Annotated in this window: 11 protein-coding genes and 2 pseudogenes; 4 read left to right on the plus strand and 9 right to left on the minus strand. The window is 67.3% G+C overall.

The genetic code is table 11. The features are described from left to right. Nucleotides 1-28: 28 nt before the first annotated feature. From pbpC to ASE02_RS02195, 3 genes and pseudogenes are all read right to left on the minus strand, one after another. Nucleotides 29-2,059: a penicillin-binding protein 1C gene (gene pbpC / locus ASE02_RS02190; protein WP_056730715.1), complete on the minus strand. Its 2,031-nt coding sequence runs from the start codon at nt 2,057-2,059 to the stop codon at nt 29-31. A 134-nt stretch (nt 2,060-2,193) separates the two neighbouring features. Next, the gene (locus tag ASE02_RS22805; RefSeq protein WP_369818511.1) at nt 2,194-3,213 is read right to left on the minus strand and encodes a hypothetical protein; all 1,020 of its coding nucleotides are present in this window, start codon (nt 3,211-3,213) and stop codon (nt 2,194-2,196) included. A gap of 11 nt (nt 3,214-3,224) precedes the next feature. Then, nucleotides 3,225-7,092, minus strand: a pseudogene (locus ASE02_RS02195) (alpha-2-macroglobulin); the annotation flags it as partial. Nucleotides 7,093-7,631: 539 nt separating this feature from the next. On the opposite strand from ASE02_RS02195, the gene ASE02_RS22205 reads away from it, so the two are divergent. From ASE02_RS22205 to ASE02_RS02205, 3 genes are all read left to right on the plus strand, one after another. Continuing rightward, on the plus strand, nt 7,632-7,805 hold the full coding sequence (locus ASE02_RS22205; RefSeq protein WP_156405883.1) for a hypothetical protein: 174 nt from the start codon (nt 7,632-7,634) through the stop codon (nt 7,803-7,805). A 91-nt stretch (nt 7,806-7,896) separates the two neighbouring features. After that, nucleotides 7,897-9,696: a M2 family metallopeptidase gene (locus tag ASE02_RS02200; RefSeq protein ID WP_056730717.1), complete on the plus strand. Its 1,800-nt coding sequence runs from the start codon at nt 7,897-7,899 to the stop codon at nt 9,694-9,696. A gap of 112 nt (nt 9,697-9,808) precedes the next feature. Continuing rightward, nucleotides 9,809-11,443, plus strand: a complete 1,635-nt coding sequence (locus ASE02_RS02205) for a TadE/TadG family type IV pilus assembly protein (RefSeq protein ID WP_056730719.1) — start codon at nt 9,809-9,811, stop codon at nt 11,441-11,443. Nucleotides 11,444-11,482: 39 nt separating this feature from the next. On the opposite strand, the gene ASE02_RS02210 is transcribed toward ASE02_RS02205, so the two are convergent. The 6 genes and pseudogenes from ASE02_RS02210 to ASE02_RS02230 all read right to left on the minus strand — a co-directional run bounded on the left by ASE02_RS02210 (nt 11,483) and on the right by ASE02_RS02230 (nt 20,517). After that, nucleotides 11,483-12,961, minus strand: a complete 1,479-nt coding sequence (locus tag ASE02_RS02210; RefSeq protein ID WP_056730721.1) for an MFS transporter — start codon at nt 12,959-12,961, stop codon at nt 11,483-11,485. Nucleotides 12,962-13,038: 77 nt separating this feature from the next. Continuing rightward, a complete protein-coding gene (locus ASE02_RS02215) occupies nt 13,039-14,493 on the minus strand; it encodes an MFS transporter (protein WP_056730723.1) in 1,455 nt (484 codons plus the stop codon). A gap of 115 nt (nt 14,494-14,608) precedes the next feature. Beyond that, a partial coding sequence (locus tag ASE02_RS23280) for an MFS transporter (protein WP_369818510.1) occupies nt 14,609-15,821 on the minus strand: 1,213 nt, incomplete at its 5' end. 1 nt (nt 15,822) lies between these two features. Next, nucleotides 15,823-16,081: pseudogene (locus tag ASE02_RS23285) on the minus strand (MFS transporter); the annotation flags it as partial. A gap of 14 nt (nt 16,082-16,095) precedes the next feature. After that, on the minus strand, nt 16,096-17,625 hold the full coding sequence (locus ASE02_RS02225; RefSeq protein ID WP_056730727.1) for an MFS transporter: 1,530 nt from the start codon (nt 17,623-17,625) through the stop codon (nt 16,096-16,098). Nucleotides 17,626-18,072: 447 nt separating this feature from the next. Then, the gene (locus ASE02_RS02230; RefSeq protein ID WP_056730729.1) at nt 18,073-20,517 is read right to left on the minus strand and encodes a TonB-dependent receptor; all 2,445 of its coding nucleotides are present in this window, start codon (nt 20,515-20,517) and stop codon (nt 18,073-18,075) included. A gap of 251 nt (nt 20,518-20,768) precedes the next feature. On the opposite strand from ASE02_RS02230, the gene ASE02_RS02235 reads away from it, so the two are divergent. Continuing rightward, nucleotides 20,769-21,632: an SDR family NAD(P)-dependent oxidoreductase gene (locus ASE02_RS02235; RefSeq protein WP_235536577.1), complete on the plus strand. Its 864-nt coding sequence runs from the start codon at nt 20,769-20,771 to the stop codon at nt 21,630-21,632. Nucleotides 21,633-21,730 lie beyond the last annotated feature (98 nt).

The raw sequence follows: 21,730 nt of genomic DNA on the forward strand, positions 1-21,730 counted from the left end.
CCCAGCGGGGGAGGATCTTCGCGCAGCGCTACCCCTTGATCCGAACGCGCGCCGTTGCCTTGCGGCCCTGCCCATCGACGACGGTGATCGGGTAGAATCCCGGCCCCTTTGGCCGCCAGATCACCCGGCCGCTGACCGGGTCCGGCGTCAGCGGCTGGCCCGCCACGTACCACGACAGATTTTCGCCGCCGGCCGCCAGGGCCAGGCCGCGAGAGGTGGGGCCGAAGGCTTCGACCTGCACGCTTGAGCCGTTCGGCGGGAAGATCAGACGCGGGCCTTCGTTGCGCTGTTCCAACTTGGCCAGGGCCTGCGGCGCGGCGCGGGGCGCGATCGGGCGCGGGGCCGAGGGCGGGGCGTCGATCAGGTCGGCGGCGTCGAACAACAGGGGCAGGGCGGCGTCGCGGCCGGTCAGGCCGCCGCGCGCGCCGCCGTCGGCGCGGCCGGTCCAGACCACGATCACATAGGGTCCGATCACGCCCGCGGCCACGGCGTCGCGAAAGCCGTAGGAGGTGCCGGTCTTGAAGGCCATTACCGGTCGGCCCTTGGTCAGGGCCGCAGGGGTCGATCCGGCCGGGGGCGGAGTTTCGCGCAGGATGTCCAGCACCTGGGTCGCGGCCTCGGCGCGCATCAGCCGCCGTCCGCCCTGATGCTTGCGGCGCTCGGCCTCAACTTCCGTCCAGGCCAGCGGCTTGGCGACGCCGCCGTCGCCGAGCGCGGCGTAGAGCACCGCCAGGTCGCGCAGGGTGATGCCGACCCCGCCCAACGCCAGGGCCAGGCCCGCCGACCGGGTCTGGGCCCTGGGCCGGATCAGATTGACGCCGACCGCATCGACGCGGGCCTCGAAGGCGCCAGGGCCGACCTTGTCCAGCAACTCCACCGCCGGGACGTTCAGCGAATTGGTCAGGGCCTCGCGGGCCGTGACCTTGCCGCGAAACACGCGGTCGAAGTTTTCCGGCTGGTAGTCGCCGAACCGGCGGGCGGCGTCCTCGATCTCCGTATCCGGCGCGGCGATGCCGTCGTCGAAGGCGAAGGCGTAGATGAAGGGCTTCAGCGCCGAGCCGGGCGACCGCACGGCCCGGGTCATGTCGATCCAGCCGCCGGGGCGTTGAAGCCCGCCCGAGCCGACGGCGGCGCGGACGGCGCGGGTCTCGATCTCGACCACCAGGATGGCGGCGGTGGCTTCCGGTCCTTGGGCGCGGGCGACCTGGGCGGCTAGCGGCTCCAGCCTTGATTGCAGGCCCGCGTCGATGGTCGAGACCACCGAGGCTTGGGAAGCCGGCGCGGCGCGGGCCAGTTCGCCGGCCACATGCCAGGCCATGGCCGGGAACGGCGCGCGGCCCGGCAGGGGTTCGTCCTGCGCCTCGGCGGCGGCGACCTCGGTCAGGGCGCCCATGCGGATCATCTTGTCGAGCACCTGCCGTCTTGCGGCGCGGGCGGCCTCGGGGCGGCGGTCGGGACGGCGGGCCTCCGGCGACTGCGGCAGGGCGATCAGCAGGGCCTGTTCGCCGGCCGTCAGGGTCTCGGGCTCATGGCCGAAATAGGAGAGGCTGGCGGCGCGCACGCCCTCCAGGTTGCCGCCATAGGGGGCGAGCGTCAGGTAGAGCGCCAGGATCTCGCGCTTGGAGAGCCGCGCTTCCAGCTGCACCGCTCGGACCATCTCGATCAGCTTGGCCGGCAAGGTGCGGGGGCGCGGCTCCAGCAGGCGGGCGGTCTGCATGGTGAGCGTCGAGGCGCCGGACGTCACGCGCCCGGATGTCGCCGCCGATCCCGCCGCCCGGATGACCGCCAGGAGGTCGACGCCGGGATGCAGCCAGAAGCGGGCGTCCTCGATGCGGATCAACCGCTTGGTGAAGGTGGTGTCGGTGCGATGGAGATCAGCGCGGATCCGCCAGCGCCCGTCCTCCACAGGCAGGGCGCGCAGCCACGCGCCTCGCCGGTCGAGGGCGACCGGCGAGGACCGCCCGGCGCGGCTCATGTCGGGCGGGAACAGCGCGTCGAGGGTGAACACCGCCACCTGCGCCGACAGCAGGCCGATCAGACCAAGCGTGATGAAGCGCACGCGCCCGGATGCTCCCCCATTGGGGGAGCTGTCGGCGGAGCCGATTGAGGGGGACTTTGACTTCTGCCCCAGAGCCCCCTCCGTCGCGCTGCGCGCGCCACCTCCCCCAGCGGGGGAGGATCTGCTCTCCTCACTCATTGGCCGGGCGCGATCACCGTGCGCTCGGCGGCGGTGCGGGCGTTCAGGCTTGGGCGGTACATGTCGCGGGCCTGGGCGCCCGGCAGCAGGAAGTCGCCCGGCGTCACCGCTCGCGCCACATAGGCGAAGGTGAAGCTGGACTTGCCGGCCAGGTCCATGGCCGCGACATAGCGGTCGTCGCGCGCTTCCTGAACGTCGGCGCTGGACAGTTCGCCGAGGAACTTGAACGGCCCGCTCTGGGCGTCGTCGGGACCAAGCACGGTCTCGATCTCGAAGCCGGCCGGCAGCGGATCGTCCACCACCAGCGCCATCGCCCGCGCCTGGGCCGAGCGGCCTGACACCACCACGATCACCCGGTCGCCCTGGTTGAGGCTCCCGGCGTCCACCGAGCCGCCGGAGAAGCCGACCAGACGCTTGGACAGCGTCAGGCCGTTCTCCTCGGCGGGCGGCGCGGCGACCGGCGTGCCGGTGACGGTGACGGTGCGCCACAGGGCGCCCTTGCCGGCGTTGACGAACCCGGCCTCCGCCAGCTTGCCGACCGCCCAGCGCGGGGCGCCGCCGGCGGCGCTGAGCGGGTTGGCGCCCTTGGCGTCGATCTTGATGGCGCCGGCGGTCTTCAGCATCCAGTGGGCGGCTTGCAGCAGGCGCGCCTGTTCCTGGGTGTTGAGCGAGTCCGGGTCCTTCACGGCGTTCTCGAGGCGGCTCTGGAGGCCGCGGGCGATATCGGTCTCGCCGGCCTCATAGGCCAGGGCCACGACGGCGGCGAGATCGCGCAGCGGGCTCTGATACCAGTCGCTGTCCTCGCGATAGCCGAGCGAGCGGACCGCCTGGCGCAGGGCCGAGCGGGCGCGGGCCTTATCGCCCATCAGGGCCAGGCCGGCGCCGACCTGGGCCTTGGCCAGGGCTGAGTCCTCGTTCTTCATCTGCACGTCGTGCCACCAGCGCAGCCGGGCGAGGTCGCCGCGGCCGCCCTTGGCCAGCACGTAGAGCGCATAGGCCGAGGCGCGGCTGCGCATCGCCTCGGTGNAGGCCCAACCCTCGGGGCGCGACACCTGGCGCATGGCCGACAGCGCGCGGTCGATGGCTTCCTGCGGCACCGGGGCGCCGGCCTTCTGCGCCTCGATCAGGAAGTCGGTGACATAGGCGCCCAGCCAGGGATCGGCCTCGCCGTCGCCGACCCTCCAGAGGCCGAAGGCCCCGTCCAGGGTCTGGCGATCCAGCAGCCGCCCGACCGCGCCGTTCAGCGCCGCCGAGGACCGTCGCACCTTGGGATCGGCCGAGACCTCGCGGGCGTAGAGCAGGGGGTAGGCGGCCGAGACCGTCTGCTCGGTGCAGCCATAGGGATAGCGCGACAGCGCCACCGCGATGGGGCCGGGGTCGAAGCCGCGGAACGGGGAGTAGCTGACCTGCAGGGTGACGTCGCCCGCCGCCAGCCCGGCCAGCAGGCCGGGGGCGGGGGTATAAGCGGCGCCTGATTGTTGCAGATCATAGGTGGTGCGGGTGATCGGGCTCCAGCCCAGCCGCGTCTGGATCGGATAGTCGCGGGCGGTGGTGAAGCCAGGGCCGCTGACCTTGAAGCCGATCTTGCCGATACCGGCGCGGGTCGGGGCGTCGAAGGCGATCCGCTCGGCGATGCGCTGGCCGAGCGCCAGTTGGAAGGCCTTCTTGAACGGCGCGAGGACGCCGCCCTGGGAGGTCAGCTCGGCGATGTAGGCGCCGACCTTGCCTTCCAGATTGTGCAGCTCCAGCGTCGCGAACGCCTTGTCGCCCGGCGCCAGGAAGCGGGGCAGGGACAGTTCGGTCACCACCGGTTCGCGTACGGTCAGCGGCTTGGAGGCCGAGCCGACGGCGGTGTCGGTCCAGGCCACGGCCATCAGCCGCAGTTCGCCATTGAACTCCGGCGCTGCCAGCTTGATCACCGCCTTGCCGTCCAGGCCGGTCTCGACGATCCCCGACCACAGGGCGACCGTCTTGATCGGCGTCACCGTCAGGCCCTCGCCCCCGATGCCGTCGGCGCCGAAGCTGACATTGGCCGGCGCGCCCAGGTTGGGGTCAAGCAGGCGGCCGTAGTCGTCGCGGTAGTTGAGGCTCAGGGCCCGCTTGCCGAAGTACCACTTCACCGGATCGGGGCTCTGGAACTTGGTCAGCTGCAGGATGCCTTCATCGACCGCCGCCAGGGTCACCCGCGCGCGGCCGCCGAACCCGGCGCCCTTGATGGTGATCGGCACTTCCAGCATGGCCTTGGAATCGACCTTGGCCGGGGTGTTCAGTTCGACTGTGAGCTTCCGGTCCTTGGGATCGAGCGGCACATAGACGAGGCCCAGGGCCCGTCGCGGCTTGGGCGAGGCGACCGGGTCGCGCGGCTGCACGACGCTGACCAGGACATAGGCCCCGCCGCCCCAGGCGGCGCTGGTCTTCAGGCGCACGGTGGCTCCGTCCTTGCCGATGGTGACGGTCTTGAAGTCGATCAGGCGGTCGGTGGCCACGGCCACCTGGGCCTCGCCGGCATAGGGCGGCTTCAGGGTGATCTCGACGGTGTCGCCTTGGGCGTAGGCCTTGGTCCCGGCGCTGACGCGCACGAAGTCGGGGGCTTCGACGTCCTTGGCGGGCGAACCCCAGCCGGAGGCGAAGCGGATGACGCTCTTGGCGCCGCCCGGTCCGGTCAGTTCGAGGCGATAGTCGCCCCAGCCGAGGCGCCGCGAGATGCGGGCCGGCTGGCCGGCGGCGATGTTGATCGTCCCGCGCGCCACGACCACGTCGCGGCTGGTCCGCCGCCACTGCCAGCGGCCGTCCTGCTGGAACCAGTCATAGTCCCAGTTCTCGGCGATCAGGTTGTAGGTGGCGCCGTTGGCCGCGATGCGTTGGCCGGCGGCGTTGGCGGCGATCAGGTCCACCGAGACGGTCGGGTCGCCGCCGTTCGGCGCGTCGCCCTGTTCGATCTTGGCGCCCAGATAGACGGGCTTGGTGCGGACCTTGAGGTTCAGTCCCTCGCGCACCGGCCGTCCGCCGGGTTCGAAGACGCTGGCCGTGAAGACCGCCAGCAGCGGCTGGGCGGTGTCGCCAGCCTCTTCGGACGATAGCGCCAGGACCGCGCGGCCGTCGCCGTCGGTGACGGTCTGGCCGATCTCGAGGAATTTCTCCTCGAAGGGCTGGCGCTGGTCGCCCCACTCATAGCCTTCGAACTGCGGGAAGGGATTGGGGTCGACGCGCAGCCGCGCCTCGCCCTGGGTCTGCAGGCCCGCGCCGGCCGCGCCGTAGAGGAAGCGGGCGGTGACGTCGATCTTGCGGGTCTCGCCGCCCTTCAGCGGGATCTGGTCCTGGCCGACGGTGGTGACCGCCAGTCGTTGCGGGGCGAAGTCCTCGACCGAGAACGAGAGGTCGCCGGCCGGCTTGTCCAGGCCGTCGATTTCCAGCCGGGCGCTCCAGCGGCCGCGCGGCGCGCTCTTGGGCAGGGCGATGTCGGTGGCGATCGCGCCGGTCGGCGCGCCGTCGAACGGATAGCGCTTGAACTCCACGCCGGAGGGGCGGCGCACGATGATGACGCCCTTGCGGTCCTTCACCGCCTTGGCCTCGCGGTCGCGGAGCAGGGCGTTCAGGTGCACGGTCTCGCCGGGCCGGTAGATGCCGCGGTCGGCGTAGAGATAGCCGTCGACCGCCGAGGCGACCGAGCGGCCCGACGTGCCGGCCGCTTCGTCGGTGCGGCCGCCGATGCCTTGTTTCGAGAGATCGACCGGCGCGCGGTCGAGATCCAGCACCGCCAAGTCGCCTTCGGCCCCATAGGCCATCACCATCTTGGCGTCGGCCGCGCCTTCGCCGTCCAGCAGCGGGCGGTCGAAGCGCACGCGCCCCTGGGCGTCGGTCCTGGACTCGGCCAGGTCCTCGCCGTTGCGGGCGACCAGGGTCACGCGGACGCCGGCCATCACCTTGGCGGTCTTCAGCGAGCGGACCACGACGTCCAGCGCCTCGGAGCCGTCATAGGCCAGCAGCGCCATGTCGGTGAACACCACCCAGCGCCGGGCCTGGGCCGGGGGATTGGGATCGTAACCGTCGCTGTCGGCCTTGATCGCCCGCCCGCCGGAAGCGTCGCGAACCTTGATCACGTAAGCGCCGGGCTTCATCTCCTTCAGCACCGCGCCGAGCGGGAAGACGGTGGTGGTGCGCTCGCCCGCGCCCTGGGCGGTCACCGGGAGCTCGCCCTTCCAGACCACGCGGCCCTCGTCGTCGGGGCTGTCGGAGCCGTAGTCGTCGGCGTACTGGCCCTCGCCGGTGGGATCGGGCGCGCTGATCGACTTGCGGACCAGGTTGCGGTCGACGACGCGCCAGACCTCGACCTGCAGGCGGCTGACATTGACGGTTTCGACGCCGATGCCGTCGGCGTCCTCGCGCGGCAGGATCACGCCCTCGCCGGCGAAGCCGACATAGGGCGGCTTCTCGCCGAAGGTGAAATCGATGTCGGCGTTGGCGGCCAGAGTCTCGCCGCCCTTGGCGGGCAGACCCTTCAGCAGGGTGACGCGGCGGTCGGTGAAACCGGTCCCGGCCACGCAGAGCTCGGCGCCTTTCACCGAGACGGCGGGGCTGGAGCCGAGGTCCGGCGAAACCAGCACGAAGTCGGCGTAGGATTTGGAAGGGTCGAGCGGGCGGGTCAGCTCGACGCAGGCCTGCGGCTCGGCGCGGCTGGTGTCGATGCGGTGGCGCCAGACGGCGAAGCCCTCGGGCTTGGGAATGCCGCGACGCGCGGCGCCGGCCGCGCGGGGTTTTCCAAACAGCGACCAGCCCTTGGCGCCGGGTTCCAGCTGGGCGCCAGCCTCGGGTTTGGCGAGCGACAGCCCGTCGATCCCCTTGGCCGCCAGGAAGCCGCCGCCGAAGGCCGCGACCAGCAGGCCCGCGGCCACCATGCCTGGAATGCGGCTGCCGCGAACCTTGGCCAACCAGCCCTGGCGGGGCGCCGGCGCGCCCGTGTTCGGCGTCTCTTCGCTCAAGCTGAGCCCCTCTCGACTGACAGAATGTCGCAGCGCTGATGGGACGCGAAAGGTATCGGCTGTCAATCGACGGTGGCGTTATCGGTGGGGCTTCCCCACAAGCTCGTCATCCCTGGGCTCTGGTCTCGGGGATCCATACGCACGGTACGTTCAAGCAGATCCCCAATCGCGGAGTTTATGGTTGGCCGGCGCAAGGGGCCGGCCATGACGACCTGAGGGGGAGCTGTGTCGCCGCAGCGCCCGCCCCCGGGCCTTCAACCTGTCCGCAGAGGGTTGATCTGGCATGGGAATTGCTGCGGAAAGTCGCGGCCGTCCATGGGCGCGAAAGACCGCATTTTGCTCCGATCAAATTTTTCGTGTTGCGCCGCACTTTCCGCAACGCTTGACTCGCGCAGGCGTTGGAGTCGTCATTAAACCTACATGCCGCATTGCAGCATGGATTTGTGGAGGCGCTTATGACGGACCTTCCGTTCGCCTACTCCCTCGCCCACGCCGAAGCCGGCTGGGCCTGGCGGATCTTTGACGAGGACGGCGAGACCGTCGCTCAGGGTCTCGATTTGAGCCAATCGGCGGCCCAGCGGGCGGTCGAGAGTGCGATCCGCATGGCGGCCTCGGAGGCTCGCGCCTAACCACCAGACCTTGACGGTGACCGTCCCGGACGCTCCTTTCCCAGGCAGCGCGGCGCAGGCCGCATTTCTCCGCTCAGGGACGTCTCACGTCATGAAATCCCAATTGCTGGCCGCCACGGCGGTCGCTTTGCTGGCCTTCGCGCCGGCCGCCGCCCAAGGCGCCAAGCCGACGCCGGCAGAGGCCAAGGCCTTTGTCGACAAGGCCGAGGCCGACCTTGCGGCCTTCAATCAATATGTCGCCAAGTCCTCGTGGGTGCGCGCCACCTACATCACCGAGGACACCCAGTGGCTGGAGGCCAAGGCCACCGGCGAGCAGAATGAGCTCGTCACCCGCTACGCCATGGAGGCGGCCAAGTACGACGGCGTGGCTGTCGATCCGGTCACCGCGCGCAAGCTGAAGCTGCTGAAGCTCTATCTGGTCTCGCCGGCCCCCAACCGTCCCGGCGCGGCGGCGGAACTGGCGACCCTGACCACCCGCATGGACTCGACCTATTCCAGCGGCAAGTTCCAGTACAAGGGCAAGACCCTCACCCTCAATGACGCCGAGGACATCCTGGCCGAGAGCCGCGATCCGGCCGAGCTGAAGGCGGTGTGGGAGGGCTGGCACTCGATCGCCAAGCCGATCAAGCCCGACTATGTGAAGTTCGCCGCCCTCTCCAACGAGGGCGCGCGCGGTCTCGGCTTCAAGGACACCGGCGCGCTCTGGCGGTCCAACTACGACATGGACGCCGACGCCTTCGCCGCCGAGACCGACCGGCTGTGGAAGCAGGTCGAGCCGTTCTACCGCAACCTGCACTGCTACGTGCGCGGTCAGCTGAACGACAAGTACGGCGACGCGGTTCAGAAGCGCACCGGACCGATCCGGGCCGACCTGCTGGGCAACATGTGGGCCCAGCAGTGGGGCAACGTCTATGACGTGGTTCAGCCCAAGGGGACGACCTCCAGCTACAGCCTCGACAAGCTGCTGACCGCCAAGGGCTACGACCCGCTCAAGATGGTGAAGACCGGCGAGAACTTCTATTCGTCGATCGGGATGACCCCGCTGCCGGAGACCTTCTGGAAGCGCTCGATGATCACCCGGCCGCAGGATCGCGAAGTGGTCTGCCACGCCTCGGCCTGGGACCTCGACGACCGCGACGATATCCGCATCAAGATGTGCACCAAGGTGAACGGCGAGGATTTCTACACCGTCCACCACGAGCTCGGTCACAACTACTACCAGCGCGCCTACAAGGATCAGCCGTTCCTGTTCAAGAACGGGGCGAACGACGGCTTCCATGAGGCCATCGGCGACTTCGTCGGCCTGTCGGCCCTGACCCCCACCTACCTGCAGCAGATCGGGCTGCTGGATAAGGCGCCGGGCGCGGACGAGGACATCCCGTTCCTGATGAAGATGGCGCTCGACAAGATCGCCTTCCTGCCGTTCGGCCTGATGGTCGATCGTTGGCGCTGGGAGGTGTTCTCCGGCGAGGTGAACCCCGAGCACTACAATGAGGCCTGGTGGAAACTGCGCCTGAAGTACCAGGGCCTGGTCCCGCCCGGCGATCGCCCGGCCGACGCCTTCGATCCGGGCGCGAAGTACCATGTGCCCGGCAACACGCCCTACACCCGCTACTTTCTGGCCCACATCTACCAGTTCCAGTTCCACCGCGCGGCCTGCCGCCAGATCGGCTGGAAGGGCCCGCTGCATCGCTGCTCGGTCTATGGCGAGAAGGAGATGGGCAAGAAGTTCAACGCCATGCTGGAGATGGGCGCCTCCAAGCCCTGGCCTGAGGAAATGGCGGTGTTCACCGGTGAGAAGACCACCGACGCCAGCGCGGTGGCCGACTACTTCCAGCCATTGAACGCCTGGCTGACCGTCCAGAACAAGGGTGAGAACTGCGGCTGGTAAGGCCGATCAGGCGCCGGGCTGGGGACAAGCTGTACTTTAACCTTGTCCGGCGCCTGTTTCATTTACTCTGCTCTGCGAAGCTCCGGCCGATTCCTCTAGCGGGGCTCCGGGCGTGAACACGAAAATCAAACAAGACGATCGACTGCTGGGGCGCCTGAAGGCGCGGCTTCTGGTCAAGCTCAAGAGCGGCCTGCGTGACGAACGGGGCGCGACCGCCGTGTTCTTCGCGTTCGGCCTGCTGCTGCTGGCGCCGGCGACGTTGGGGCTGGTCGATGTCTATCTGTCCTCGACCCAACGGGCCCAGTTGCAGGACGCCTTGGACACCGCGACGCTCTATGCCGCGCGGTCCGACAAGACGACCAGCGCCGATCTGAAGATCATCGGCGACGCCGCCCTGAAGGCGAACCTGAAATTGCCGGAAGGCCAGACGCTGGTCGCCTCCAACTTCGTGCTCGACGGCATCAAGCTGGTCGGCACGGCCTCGGTCACCGCCCCCAGCGTAGGGCCGCAACTCTGGACCAAGGCCGACCTCGCGGCCGAATCCGAGGTGCTGCGGAACTCGAACAATGTCGAGGTGGCCCTGGTGCTCGATACGACCGGGTCGATGAACGCCTCCATGATCGACCTGCGGGCCGCCGCCAAGGACCTGGTGGGCCTGGTCGTCAAGGATCAACAACCGCCGCTCGTGCCCTATTACACGAAGGTCGCCCTCGTCCCCTATTCGGTCGGGGTCAATATGGGCGCCTACGCTGACAAGGCCCGCGGCGCGCTGCGGCAACCCACGGCAATCTCCGGCGTCACAAAAGCGTCCCCGGCGGTCGTGACGTCAGTGAACCACGGACTGGTCAACGGCGAGAAGGTGTTCATCGACAAAGTTGGCGGCATGGAGGCGTCGAAAAATACGAGCGCGTTGAACGGCAAGGAGTTCACCGTTTCTGGCGTGACGAGAGACAGCTTCGAGCTTTCGGGCGTCGACAGCTCCAAATACACAGCCTATTCGTCGGGCGGGACGGCCTACTGTATCGCCGCCGGCTGCCAGCTTTACAGCTTCACAAACGTGTCGGGTTCGACCAAGCGCTTCTGGGGCCGCCCCTGCGCGACGGAGCGGATCGGAACGGAAGCCTATACGGACGTGGCTCCGACGACAGCCCTTGTGGGTCGGCACTATGCGGGCGGTGAGAGCACGACGCCGGCGAGCAACACCGGGTGTAACTCTGGAGAGATCGTTCCTCTTACGAGCACCAAGAAGACGCTGATCGACAAGATCACCAGCCTCAACTCGGACGGCTCCACCGCCGGTCAGATCGGCCTGGCCTGGGGTTGGTACATGGTCTCTCCCAAGTGGAACGGCGTTTGGCCCGACGGTAGCGTGCCGGCGGCCTACACGCAGCCGCAGACGCTGAAGGTGGTCATCCTGATGACGGACGGCGCCTTCAACACGGCCTATTGCAATGGGGTGAACAGCAAGAGTTCCGGCTTTGGTCAGAACTCCGACCGGATCAACTGCGATGCGACCAATGGCGACCCCTTCGCGCAGGCGCGCTCGCTTTGCACGAACATGAAGGCGCAGGGGATCATTCTCTACACCGTCGGCTTCGATGTCGGCGCGGAGGTTGGGGTGGCCGACCTGATGCGCAACTGCGCCTCATCTCCCGCCAACGTCTATCTGCCCGGCACCGGGGCGGACCTGAAGATCGCTTTCCGCACGATCGCCCAGGACATCAATTCGTTACGGATCTCGAAGTAACGTGCTTGGCGCGCCGGCCAGGCCGGCGCGCCATCGACGTCAGCCGATCCGCTCGGGACCATCCCCGCCCTGGACCAGTTCAGCCTGCGCAGCCAGCTTGCGCAGGCTTTCGGCGTGGCCCTCGCGGGTGATGCGGTAGAGCGACACGCAGAGAATGGCCGCGCCGTAGAGCCCGGCGAGAACCGCCAGGTAAACGACGCCCAGATTGTTCACCACCTCCTGGCTCACCTGGCCGGGCTTGGCGCCCTGCGGGAAGCCGATGGCCAGCAGGATCATGCTGGAGGCGAAGATCCCCACGCCGGAGACGGCCTTGGAGATGAAGGCCGCGGCGGAGAAGAACAGGCCCTCCGAGCGCCGGCCGGTGCGCAGTTCGGAATCCTCGACCACATCGGCGATCATCGAGGAGATCAGGATCGCCGAGGTGATGGTGAAGCCGGTCGAGAACACGGTCTGAACGAACAGCAGCGGCAGCACCGCGCCGTCGCCATTGGCCGGGAACACGCCCAGCAGCCGCAGGCTGATGGGGATGACGGCGATCGTGAAGGCCAAGATCTTGGTGGTCTGCGCCGCCGCCTTCTTGCCCATTTTCTTGGACAGCGGGGCCGCCATCGCGAAGGCCAGGACCGCCGAGATGAAGTTGCCCATCGCCAGGATGGCGATCTGGCCCGACGGAAGCTGCCAGAAATAGGTGTTGAAGTAGAGGTTCAGCGACAGCACCAGGCCGCCGGCCATGGCGTTGAACAGGCCCGCGCCCATCAGCACCAGGAAGGACTTGTGCGTCAGGGTGCCGAACATCTCCTTGGCGAGCTGGCCGACGGAGACCTTGCGCTGGGGCGGCATCTTGAAGCGGGCGATGTGGCGGTGGGTGCCGACCGACGAGATCACGATGGCGGCCAGCATGACGGCCGAGGCGACATAGGCGTAGGTCTGGTAGCCGTGCCGATTGAGCTGGCCGATCGGGTTCTCGGCGTCGGGGGTGAGGAAGACCTTCAGCGCCAGGACCGTCATGGTCAGCCCGCCGAACCAGGCGAAGAAGTGCCGATAGGCCAGCACCTTGGTCCGCTCGTCGTAGTCGCTGGTCAGCTCCGGGGCCAGGGCGGCTGATGGAATCTCGTACATGGTGATGAAGCTGCGGATGATGATCGCCACCACGATCAGGTAGACGAACAGCGCCTCATGCGACCAGTTCAGCGGCGGGTTCCAGAGCAGCAGGTAGGAGACCGCCACCGGTATGGCGGCGGCGTACATGAACGGGTGGCGGCGGCCCCATCTGGAGCGCCAGTTGTCGGAGACCTGCCCCATGATCGGGTCGAGGAAGCTGTCGGCGATCAGGGCGATCATGATCGCCAGGCCGACCGTCGCCGAGGGCAGGCCGACCACCTGGTTGTAGAAGATCAGCAGGAGATAGGAGAAGCCTTGGTCCTTGACCCCGAAGGCGACCGATCCAGACCCGTAGAAGAGCTTGGTGGAGACGCTTAGCCGCTCCGGTGTTTGAGCCTTTGGTATGCTGTCGGACACGGCGTTTCCTCAGGGTTGGTTTCCTGATTTGTAGACGCGACCGGCTGGCGGAGGGAAGCGGAAGGTTGTGGCCGGGGCTATTCGGCCATCGTGGCGGCCGCCTCCAGCGTGGCGACGTTCCGCTCGTGAGTGTCCTTGTCGATCCGGTAGAAGATCAGCACCAGGATCGAGAGGGTGTTCACCGCGAAAGTCAGCGGCAGGTAGATCAGCGCCAGGTGGCGCATGACCTCCGGCGGCGCCGATCCCGCCGCGGCGTCGACCGGGAAGGCCACGACCGTCAGCAATACGCCGCTGAGGAAGACGCCGATCCCGGCGGTGAACTTCGGCAGCAGGCCGTTGGCGGCGAACAGCAGCCCCTCCGAACGGACCCCGGTCGCCACGGCGGCGTCCTCGACCACGTCGGCGATCATCGAGGAGATGATGATGAAGCCGCCGATGGCCAGGGTGGTGGCGACGAAGGCGTCGATCCAGAGGATCGTGAACACCCAGGGCGAGCTGTTGGGCGGCATCAGGCCCAGCAGCCGCAGCAGGATGGGCAGGGCCGCGGTGGTGGTGGCGACGCCGAACAGGCCGATCATCGCGTTCTTCTTGCCCCAGGCCCGAGACGCCGGTCCGGTGATGGCGATGCCGGCGAACGAGGCCAGCACCGAGGCCAGCGCGAGGTAGGAGATGTGCGAGGCCGTCAGGCCCCAGAGCTCCAGATAGAAATACTGGCTGAGCGCGCCGGTCATGCCGGTGGCGATCCCCGAGCAAAGGCCGGAGATCATCACCACCACCAGGGAGCGGTTGGACAGGGTGACGCCGATCTCACGGAGCAGCTGCGACAGTTTCACCTGGCGCTGGGGCGGGACCGCCAGTCGCGGAATGTGGTGGTGGGTGCCGATGGCTGAAACCAGGATCGAGATCGCCATCACCACGGCCGCCAGGATTCCGTAGTGGCCATAGGCCTCGCGGTTCAGGATCCCGCCGTTCTGGGGGCTGAGGAAGAACTGGTAGAGCACCACGTTCATGCCGAAGCCGCCGATCACTCCGAAGAAGAACCGGTAGCTGAACAGGCTGGTGCGCTGGTGATAGTCGCTGGTCAGCTCCGGGGCGAGCGCCTGGCTCGGCACCTCATAAAGGCTGACGCAGATCCGCAGCAGGACCAGCATGCCGATCAGATAGACGCCGAGCGCCTCCTTGGGCCAGTCGGTCGGCGCGTTCCAGAATCCGATACAGGCGGCGGCCACCAGAGGCGCGGAGGCGTACATGAACGGGTGGCGCCGGCCCCACTTGGTCCGCAGCTTGTCCGACCATTGGCCCACGGCCGGGTCGATGAAGGCGTCGAGCATCAGGGTCAGCATGATCGCCGTCCCGACCCACAGCGCCGGCAGGCCGATCACCCGGTTGAGATAGGGCTGCAGCACCGCCGAGGAGAGGCCAAGGATCGAGACCCCGAAGGCCACCGATCCAATACCGTAGAAGGTCTTGGAGCGAACGCTCAACCGCGCGGTCGCTCCATCGGCGTCGTCGGCCGTGCGGGCCTTGCTCATCTCATCCTCCCCGGTGCGTCAGGGCCGAGGTCTTCGCCTCGATCGCCCAGGGTTCGAATATTCGGTATGAATGGCGCGCTGGCAAGAGGTTCGGTGAGCGATGTTCACCGAACCTCTAGGGCCTTGGGGTCGCGGGGCTCAGATCGCCGGCCGGGCCGGTCGCCGCGGGGCTGGCGGCTTCGATCTGGGCGTCGGTGGTGCGGGCGTCCAGAACGCCTTCCTGCAGGATGCGCAGGTTCTCTTCATGGACCGACTTGTCGATCTTGTAGAGGAACAGGCAGCTGATCGCGACGGCGTAGAAGGCGCCGATGGTCGGCAGGTAGATGAGCGCCAGGTTGCGCAGCAGGTCGGGGTCGACCGCCCCAGGCTTGGCGCCCTGCGGGAAGGCGACATAGGTCAGCAGCACGCCCGAGACGCCGACGCCGACGCCGGAAACGATCTTCTTGAAGAGGTTGTCGGCCGAGAACAGCAGCCCCTCCGAGCGCCGCCCGGTCTTGACCTCGCTGTCCTCCACGACGTCGGCGATCATCGACTGCAGCATGACGCCGGTCATGATCGCCATGATCCCGTTGGCCATGAAGTCGAGGATCAGGATGCCGAACAGCAGGTTGGTGCCGTTGGCGGGCATGACGCCGATGATGCGCAGGCCGATGGGCAGCAGCAGTGCGATCACCGCGCCGAAGAACATGGTGATGGCCGCGTAGCGCTTGCCGATCTTGCCGGCGATGATCGGCGCCAGGGTGACGCCGATGATGCTGGCGAGCACGCCGGTGACGGTCATGATCGCCAGCTGGCCCTGGGTCAGGCCCCAGAAGTAGAGATTGAAGTAGAGCTCGAGCGCGGTCTTCAGGCCCAGCGACACGTTCATGAACATGCCGGAGATGGCCAGCACCACGAACGAGCGGTTGTTCAGGGTGGCGCCGACCTCGCGCAGCATGGCCGGAATGGTGATCTTCCGGGTCGGGGCCTTGCGCAGATAAGGGATCTGATGATGGGTCGCCGAGGACGAGATCAGGATGATCGTGAAGATCGTGATCGCCCCGACGATCGAATAGACCTCCCAGCCGCTACGCTCGAGCAGGCCGCCGGTCCCGTCGGGGTTCTTCTTGAGAAACACCTGATAGACCAGCAGCTGCATGATCAGCCCGCCGGCGACGCCGCAGAACGAGCGGATGGCGATGATGCTGGTGCGCTCGTTGTAGTCCGAGGTCAGTTCGGCCAGCAGCGCCGAGGACGGCAGTTCGAAGAAGGTGTCGAACAGCCGGATCGTGAGCAGGCAGACCAGCATGTAGCCGAAGAGCGCTTCGTGCTCCCAGCCGATCGGCGGGNGGCCCCAGCGGCTACGGGTGTTGTCGGAAATCTGGCCGACCAGCGGATCGACGAAGGCGTCGAAGACCAGGGCGAGCATGATCGCCGTCGACACCATGGCCGGCGGCAGGCCCACGACCTGATTGTAGAACAGCAGCAGGAAGGTGGTGATCCCGCGCTGCTTGATGATGCTGGCGGAGGCTCCGAGGCCGTAGAGGGCCTTGGTCTTGAAATTGATCGGCGGGCGCGGCGGCAGGCCGGCGGAATCGGTCGCGGTCATGTCGGCGGCTTTCTTTAAGCTTTGGAACCAAGGGGCGTGGCGCTGCCGGTCACGCGGGTCGTCGCGCCGGCGTCTTCGCCGCCCAGCACACCTGCGGTCTCGCCGGCGGCGGCTAGCTCGCTGAGGCGGCGCAGGTTGTCCTCGTGCTTGGTCTTGTCGATGTTGAAGGCGAACAGGCAGGCGATGCCCAGGGCGAACAGCACCCCGATGGTGGGCAGGTAGATCAGTCCCATGGCCTGGATGATCTCAGGATCGACCTGGCCGCGCTTGGCGTCCTCCGGGAAGCCGATGAAGGCCAGGATCGTGCCGGAGATGAACACGCCGACCCCGGAGACCATCTTCTTCACCAGGTTGTCGGCGCTCATCAGCAGGCCCTCGGAACGCCGGCCGGTCTTGACCTCGGCGTCCTCGACCACGTCGGCGACCATCGAAACCAGCAAGACGGCCGTGCCGCCGGCGAAGATGGTGTTCAGCAGGGTCTCGCCCAACAGGATGGCGAACAGTTCGGGCGTGCCGTTGGCCGGCATCAGGCCCATCAGGCGCAGGACGACGGGGGCGACCCCGATGGTCAGGGCGCTGGTGTACATGAAGATCGCGCCGTACTTCTTGCCCAGCCGCTTGGCGACATGGGGCGAGGCGATCATGCCGATCGCGCCGCCGACGACGCTGATGGTGACCAGGGCCGCCAGCTGCGACTGGGTCAGCTCCCAGAAATAGAGCCCGAAATAGATCTCCAGGCCGTTGCGGGCGCCGGTGGCGACGGCCACGAACATGCCGGTCAGGGCCGCGACCACGAAGGCCCGGTTGTTGAGGGTCTGGCTGACCTCGCGGGCCATCGCCTTGAAGGTGATCTGGCGGGTGGGCGCGGCGCGCAGATAGGGGATCTGGCTCTGGGTGCCGCGGGTCGAGAGCAGGATGGTGCCGAAGATCAGCGCCGCCGCGGTCAGCGAATAGAAGAAGTAGCCGTCGCGGGCGAGGACGCCGCCGGTGCCGTCCGGGTTCTCCTTGAGGAAGACCTGGTAGGCCAGGACGGTCATGCCCAGCCCGCCGATCACCCCGAACAGCATCCTCAGCGAGATCAGCTTGGTGCGGTCGTCGTAGCTCTTGGCCAGTTCGGGCGCGAGCGCGCTGTGCGGCAGCTCGAAGAAGGTGTCGAAGAACCGCAGCGTCAGCAGGCAGACCAGCAGATAGACGAACAAGGCCTGGTCCGACCAACCGACCGGCGGGTTCCAGAGCAGGAAGAAAGCCAACGAGAACGGGATGGCGGCCGCGTACATGAACGGGTGGCGCCGGCCGAGCTTGGATTTGAAGTTGTCGGAGATCTGCCCGACCAGGGGATCGATGACGGCGTCGAAGATCAACGCGATCATCAGCACCAGGGTGACGGTCTGGGGCGCCAGGCCGACCACCTGATTGTAGAAGATCATTAGGAAGGTCCCGAGGGACCGGAGCTTGATGGCGCTGGCGGTGGAGCCCACGGCGTAGAGCAGCTTGGTGGAAAACGCCAAGGGCGGTCGTTCGGCGGCGGCGGCCGTCGCGGTCATGAATCGCTCCGATGGAAATTCAGTCTCGTCCGGCCGCGCCCGAAATCGTGGGTCGGCCAGGTGCGCCGAAGTCCGGCGCTTTGAAATTGGGGAGCCGGGACGGCGGCGGAGCGCGGACGCACGCGCTCGGAACTCGGCATATGAAAGCCGTTGGCCAACCAATCCTCCCGCCGCGCGAAAAATGCTGCGCAGTTGTCATTATTTTCCGGGGCCAGACCGCAGCCTTGAAGATTGCGGCCGCCCCGACATCAATTGGCTAAATCGTGAGGGACAGCTTCCCCACCGTCAACGGCTTTGATCTGACAGGCCGGACACAAATGATCCGTTGGCGCGCAAGGATTTGCTGCGCCAGCAGGGTTTTCCGATCGATGTTCTCGAAACATTCCGGGCGACAAAAAAGGCGCGCGGACCGTGGGGTCCGTGCGCCCTTGATGGGGATGGCGAGGCCTAGAAGCGGTACTGAAGCTCGATCCCGTAGGTGCGCGGCGGGGTCATGTAGAGGGTGCGCATCGAGCCGCCATTGGCCGGGCCGGTCTCGATACCGTCCAGCAGCTCCTCGTCGAACACGTTCCTGACGTAGCCGATGATCGTGTAGCGATCGCCGGCCCCGGCCCATACAGCGCGCAGGTCGAGCTGGTCCTGGGCGTCGGCGATCTCCGGCGAATAGTCGAAGATCCCGTAGCTGACCTTGTCCTTCCAGGAATAGGTCGCCGACAGGGTCAGGGCGCCTGGCTGGAAGTCGAGCCGGTAGGTCCCGTTGAGCGCCAGCTTGTTCTTGGGCGAGGAGGGCAGGCTGTTGCCTGACAGGTCCTGGCCCTGGCGTCCGCCGATCAGCGGGCCGGAGGGATTGGCGTTGACGTCCTTGGCCAGCAGGTCGGCGGAATTGACCACGCAGCAGGCCTTTTCGATCGTGGCGTCCAGGTAGCTGTAGTTCAGCATGAACCGAAGCTGGTCGGTGGGGGCCCAGATCGCCTCGAGTTCAGCGCCGATGGACTGCGATTCCTCGAGGTTGATGAACTCCGACTGGTTCACCGAATTGCGCACCACGCTGACCGGCACCTGGGCGCCGTCGTACCTGTAGTAGAACAGCGCGGCGTTGGTCTGCAGGGTGGCGCCGAAGGTCTTCTTGAAGCCGAATTCGTAGGCGTCCAGGAACTCGGGCTCGACCTCTGGGCGGACGGCCAGGGCGCCGAGGTTGAAGCCTCCCGACTTGTAGCCCCGGCTGTATTTCACATAGGCCAAGGTGTCGGTGTCGGGCGACCATTCGGCCCCCAGCGTCCCGCTCCAGGCGTCCCATTCCCCGCTCAGGGTGCGCGAGGCCGGCCCCGTGCCGCCGGAGGCGGCGGTGGCGTCGATGGAGCCGCCGACCGCGCCCAGGGTGAGCGGGTTGAAATAGACCAGGCGCGAGGTTTCCAGCGCGGTCTTCTCGTCCTTCGAATAGCGGAGCCCGGCGGTGATCTTGAGGCTGTCGCTGAAGGCGTAGTCGACCTGGCCGAAGGCCGCGGTCGCCTTGGTGTCGAGGTCCCCGAAGCTCAGGAAGACCACGCGGTCGGGGTTCGGGGCGGCGGGCAGGAACAGGAAGCCCGGCGTCGTCGCCACGCCGACCCTTGGGGTCTCGATCTGCGCCTGGCCGGGGGCGTAGAGGGTGATCGGCTGGCGGAATTTCTCCCGATAGGAATAGAGGCCGACGATCCATTGCAGCGGACCATCGCCCGTCGAACTCAGATTGAGCTCGTTGCTCCAGAATTTCTTGTCCTCGATGTACTCGGCCACGATGCTCGGGAACACGGTCGTCCCGACGATTGGGGTCGGATAGGACACCCGCGCGGTGTTGTCGAAGTCGGTGACCTGGGTGAATTTGTACTGGTTGTAGCCGCCGATGTATTTCAGCGCGGCCCCGCCCAGGTTCCAGGAAAACTCCGCCACGAACTGGTGCTGGTCATCCAGCTTTCGCGACGCCGGCGTGTCGGTCGAGAAGGTGCGGTGGTCGTTCACGCCGGGGTTCGGCGTCGGATAGAGATACAGCGCCGCCGGGAACAGGGCTTCAGGCCGCAGGAACGAGTTCACGCCCCTCGGGTCGCCGTCCATGAAGACCGGGTTGGCGGTGTCGTAATAGGGCGAGACCAAGTTGCTGCTGCGGCCGCGCTGGTCCCAGTTGGAGGTGGAGTAACGCACCCAGGCGGTGGCGTTCTCGCCGATATCGGCCTCGACCTGCGCCTCGAACCAGCTGTCGTCGGTGACGCCGCCCTCGCTGGGGCTGCCGGCCGCGTTCTTGAAATAGCCGTCGTCCTGCTTGGTCCAGAGGCCGCCGAGCTTGGTGCGCAGACTCTCGGTGATCGGGATCGAGAGGGCGCCTTCCAACTGCTTGAGGTTGTAGTTGCCGAGCGTGCCGCGGACCTCGCCGCCGAAGGTCGCCTCCGGGCGTTTGGAGACCACGTTGATCGCGCCGCCGATGGAGTTGCGGCCATAGAGGGTGCCCTGCGGACCTCGCAGGATTTCGACCCGATCGACGAACAGGGTGCTCTTGGAGGCCTCGGAGTTGGAGGCGGTGTAGAAGCCGTCGGCATAGACCGCCACGCCGGGATCGGAGCCCAGAACATTGGTCAGGCGGCCGACGCCGCGCAGGCTCATCCGGTCGGTGCCGGCGTTGAACGACAGGCCCGGCGTGAAGGTCGCGAAGTCCTGGATCGAGCGGATCCCGACGATGTCGCGGGTCTGGTCGGTATAGGCCGAAACCGCGACTGGAATGTCCTGCAGGCTCTCCTCGCGCTTCTGCGCGGTGACCACCAGTTCCTCGATGATGTTCGATCCTGACGACTGTGCGTAGGCCGCGGTTCCAATGGAACACGCCAGGATTGTGCTCGACAACAGCAGCTTGATTCTATGGTTCATTCTTGAATCGCCTCCCCAATTGGCTTGCCGCTCAACGCTATCCTGCGTTTATTCGAACTTGTGGTACGACGCTGGCGACGTCAATATTTTTTGACGGACCCGCATTTTCTTACCGAGTGAGGGTGTTTCGACCCCTTGCGGACGCGGCGGAACCTACCGAACATTCGAAATCCGCGTTGCGCCCAATAGGTCCCTGGGCGATGATTTTGGCTGCGCGCCCATAGAGGCGCGGCCAGCGTATGGAGGGTCTGTTGAGTCGTCTGAAGGGCAAGGTCGCCGTGATCACCGGGGGCTGTTCGGGGATCGGGCTCGGCGCCGTCGAGGTCTTCGTCGCGCAGGGCGCGAAGGTCATGGTCGGCGACATCGATGATCAGGCCGGCGCGGCCCTGGCCGCGCGGTTCGATGGGAGCGTCGCCTACCAGCGCTGCGACGTGATGGAGGAGCGCCAGATCGAGGCGCTGATGGACGCTGCAGCGGCCCGGTTCGGCGGTCTCGACATCGTCTTCAACAACGCCGGCGCCGGCGGTTCCCCCAACCGCATGGAGGACATGACCGGCGAGGCCTGGGACTTCAGCCACAATCTGTTGTTGCGCTCGGTGGCGTTGGGCATCCGCTACGCCATTCCGCACATGAAGGCGCGCGGCGGCGGTTCGATCATCAACACCGCGTCCATCGCCGGGACCCAGGCGGGCTATGGGCCGATCGCCTATTCGGTGGCCAAGGCCGGGGTCATCCACCTGACCCGCGTGGCGGCTGCGGACCTGGCCCGCGACCGCATCCGGGTGAACGCCATCTGCCCGGGCCTGATCCTGACCAACATCTTCACCCCGCCCGAGCGGGTGCCGCCGGGCATGGCCGGGATGGTCAAGCAGACCATGGCCCAGAGCGCGCCGGACACCCAGCCGATCGAAAAGCCGGGCCTGCCCGAGGACATCGCCCATGCGGCGCTGTTCTTCGCCTCGGAGGAAAGCGCCTTCGTCACCGGCACGCACCTGATGGTCGATGGCGGCCTGTTCGTCGGGCCGCGCAACTCCTGGGACCCGGAGATGCGCGCCGAGCGCCAACGCCTGGCCGACGAGCGCCTGACGGCGTTCCAGGCCGCGCAGGCGGAGTAGGCGAGGGCTCCGCTTCTTTTCCTCCCCTGCGTAGTTGTTCAGACCGGAGACATCGGTGACGGGTGTTCGGAGACATCCGTGACACTTTTCGACCTCGC

The sequence above is a fragment of the Phenylobacterium sp. Root700 genome (genome assembly GCF_001429025.1).
Classification (GTDB): domain Bacteria; phylum Pseudomonadota; class Alphaproteobacteria; order Caulobacterales; family Caulobacteraceae; genus Phenylobacterium.

What these genes read in the sequence shown, in the direction of transcription:
- ASE02_RS02215 (WP_056730723.1), bottom strand. Translation starts at nt 14,493, where the DNA reads ATGAGCAAGGCCCGCACGGCCGACGACGCCGATGGAGCGACCGCGCGG.
- ASE02_RS22805 (WP_369818511.1), bottom strand. Translation starts at nt 3,213, where the DNA reads ATGCGCAGCCGCGCCTCGGCCTATGCGCTCTACGTGCTGGCCAAGGGC.
- ASE02_RS02225 (WP_056730727.1), bottom strand. Translation starts at nt 17,625, where the DNA reads ATGACCGCGACGGCCGCCGCCGCCGAACGACCGCCCTTGGCGTTTTCC.
- ASE02_RS02200 (WP_056730717.1), top strand. Translation starts at nt 7,897, where the DNA reads ATGAAATCCCAATTGCTGGCCGCCACGGCGGTCGCTTTGCTGGCCTTC.
- ASE02_RS02230 (WP_056730729.1), bottom strand. Translation starts at nt 20,517, where the DNA reads ATGAACCATAGAATCAAGCTGCTGTTGTCGAGCACAATCCTGGCGTGT.
- ASE02_RS22205 (WP_156405883.1), top strand. Translation starts at nt 7,632, where the DNA reads ATGACGGACCTTCCGTTCGCCTACTCCCTCGCCCACGCCGAAGCCGGC.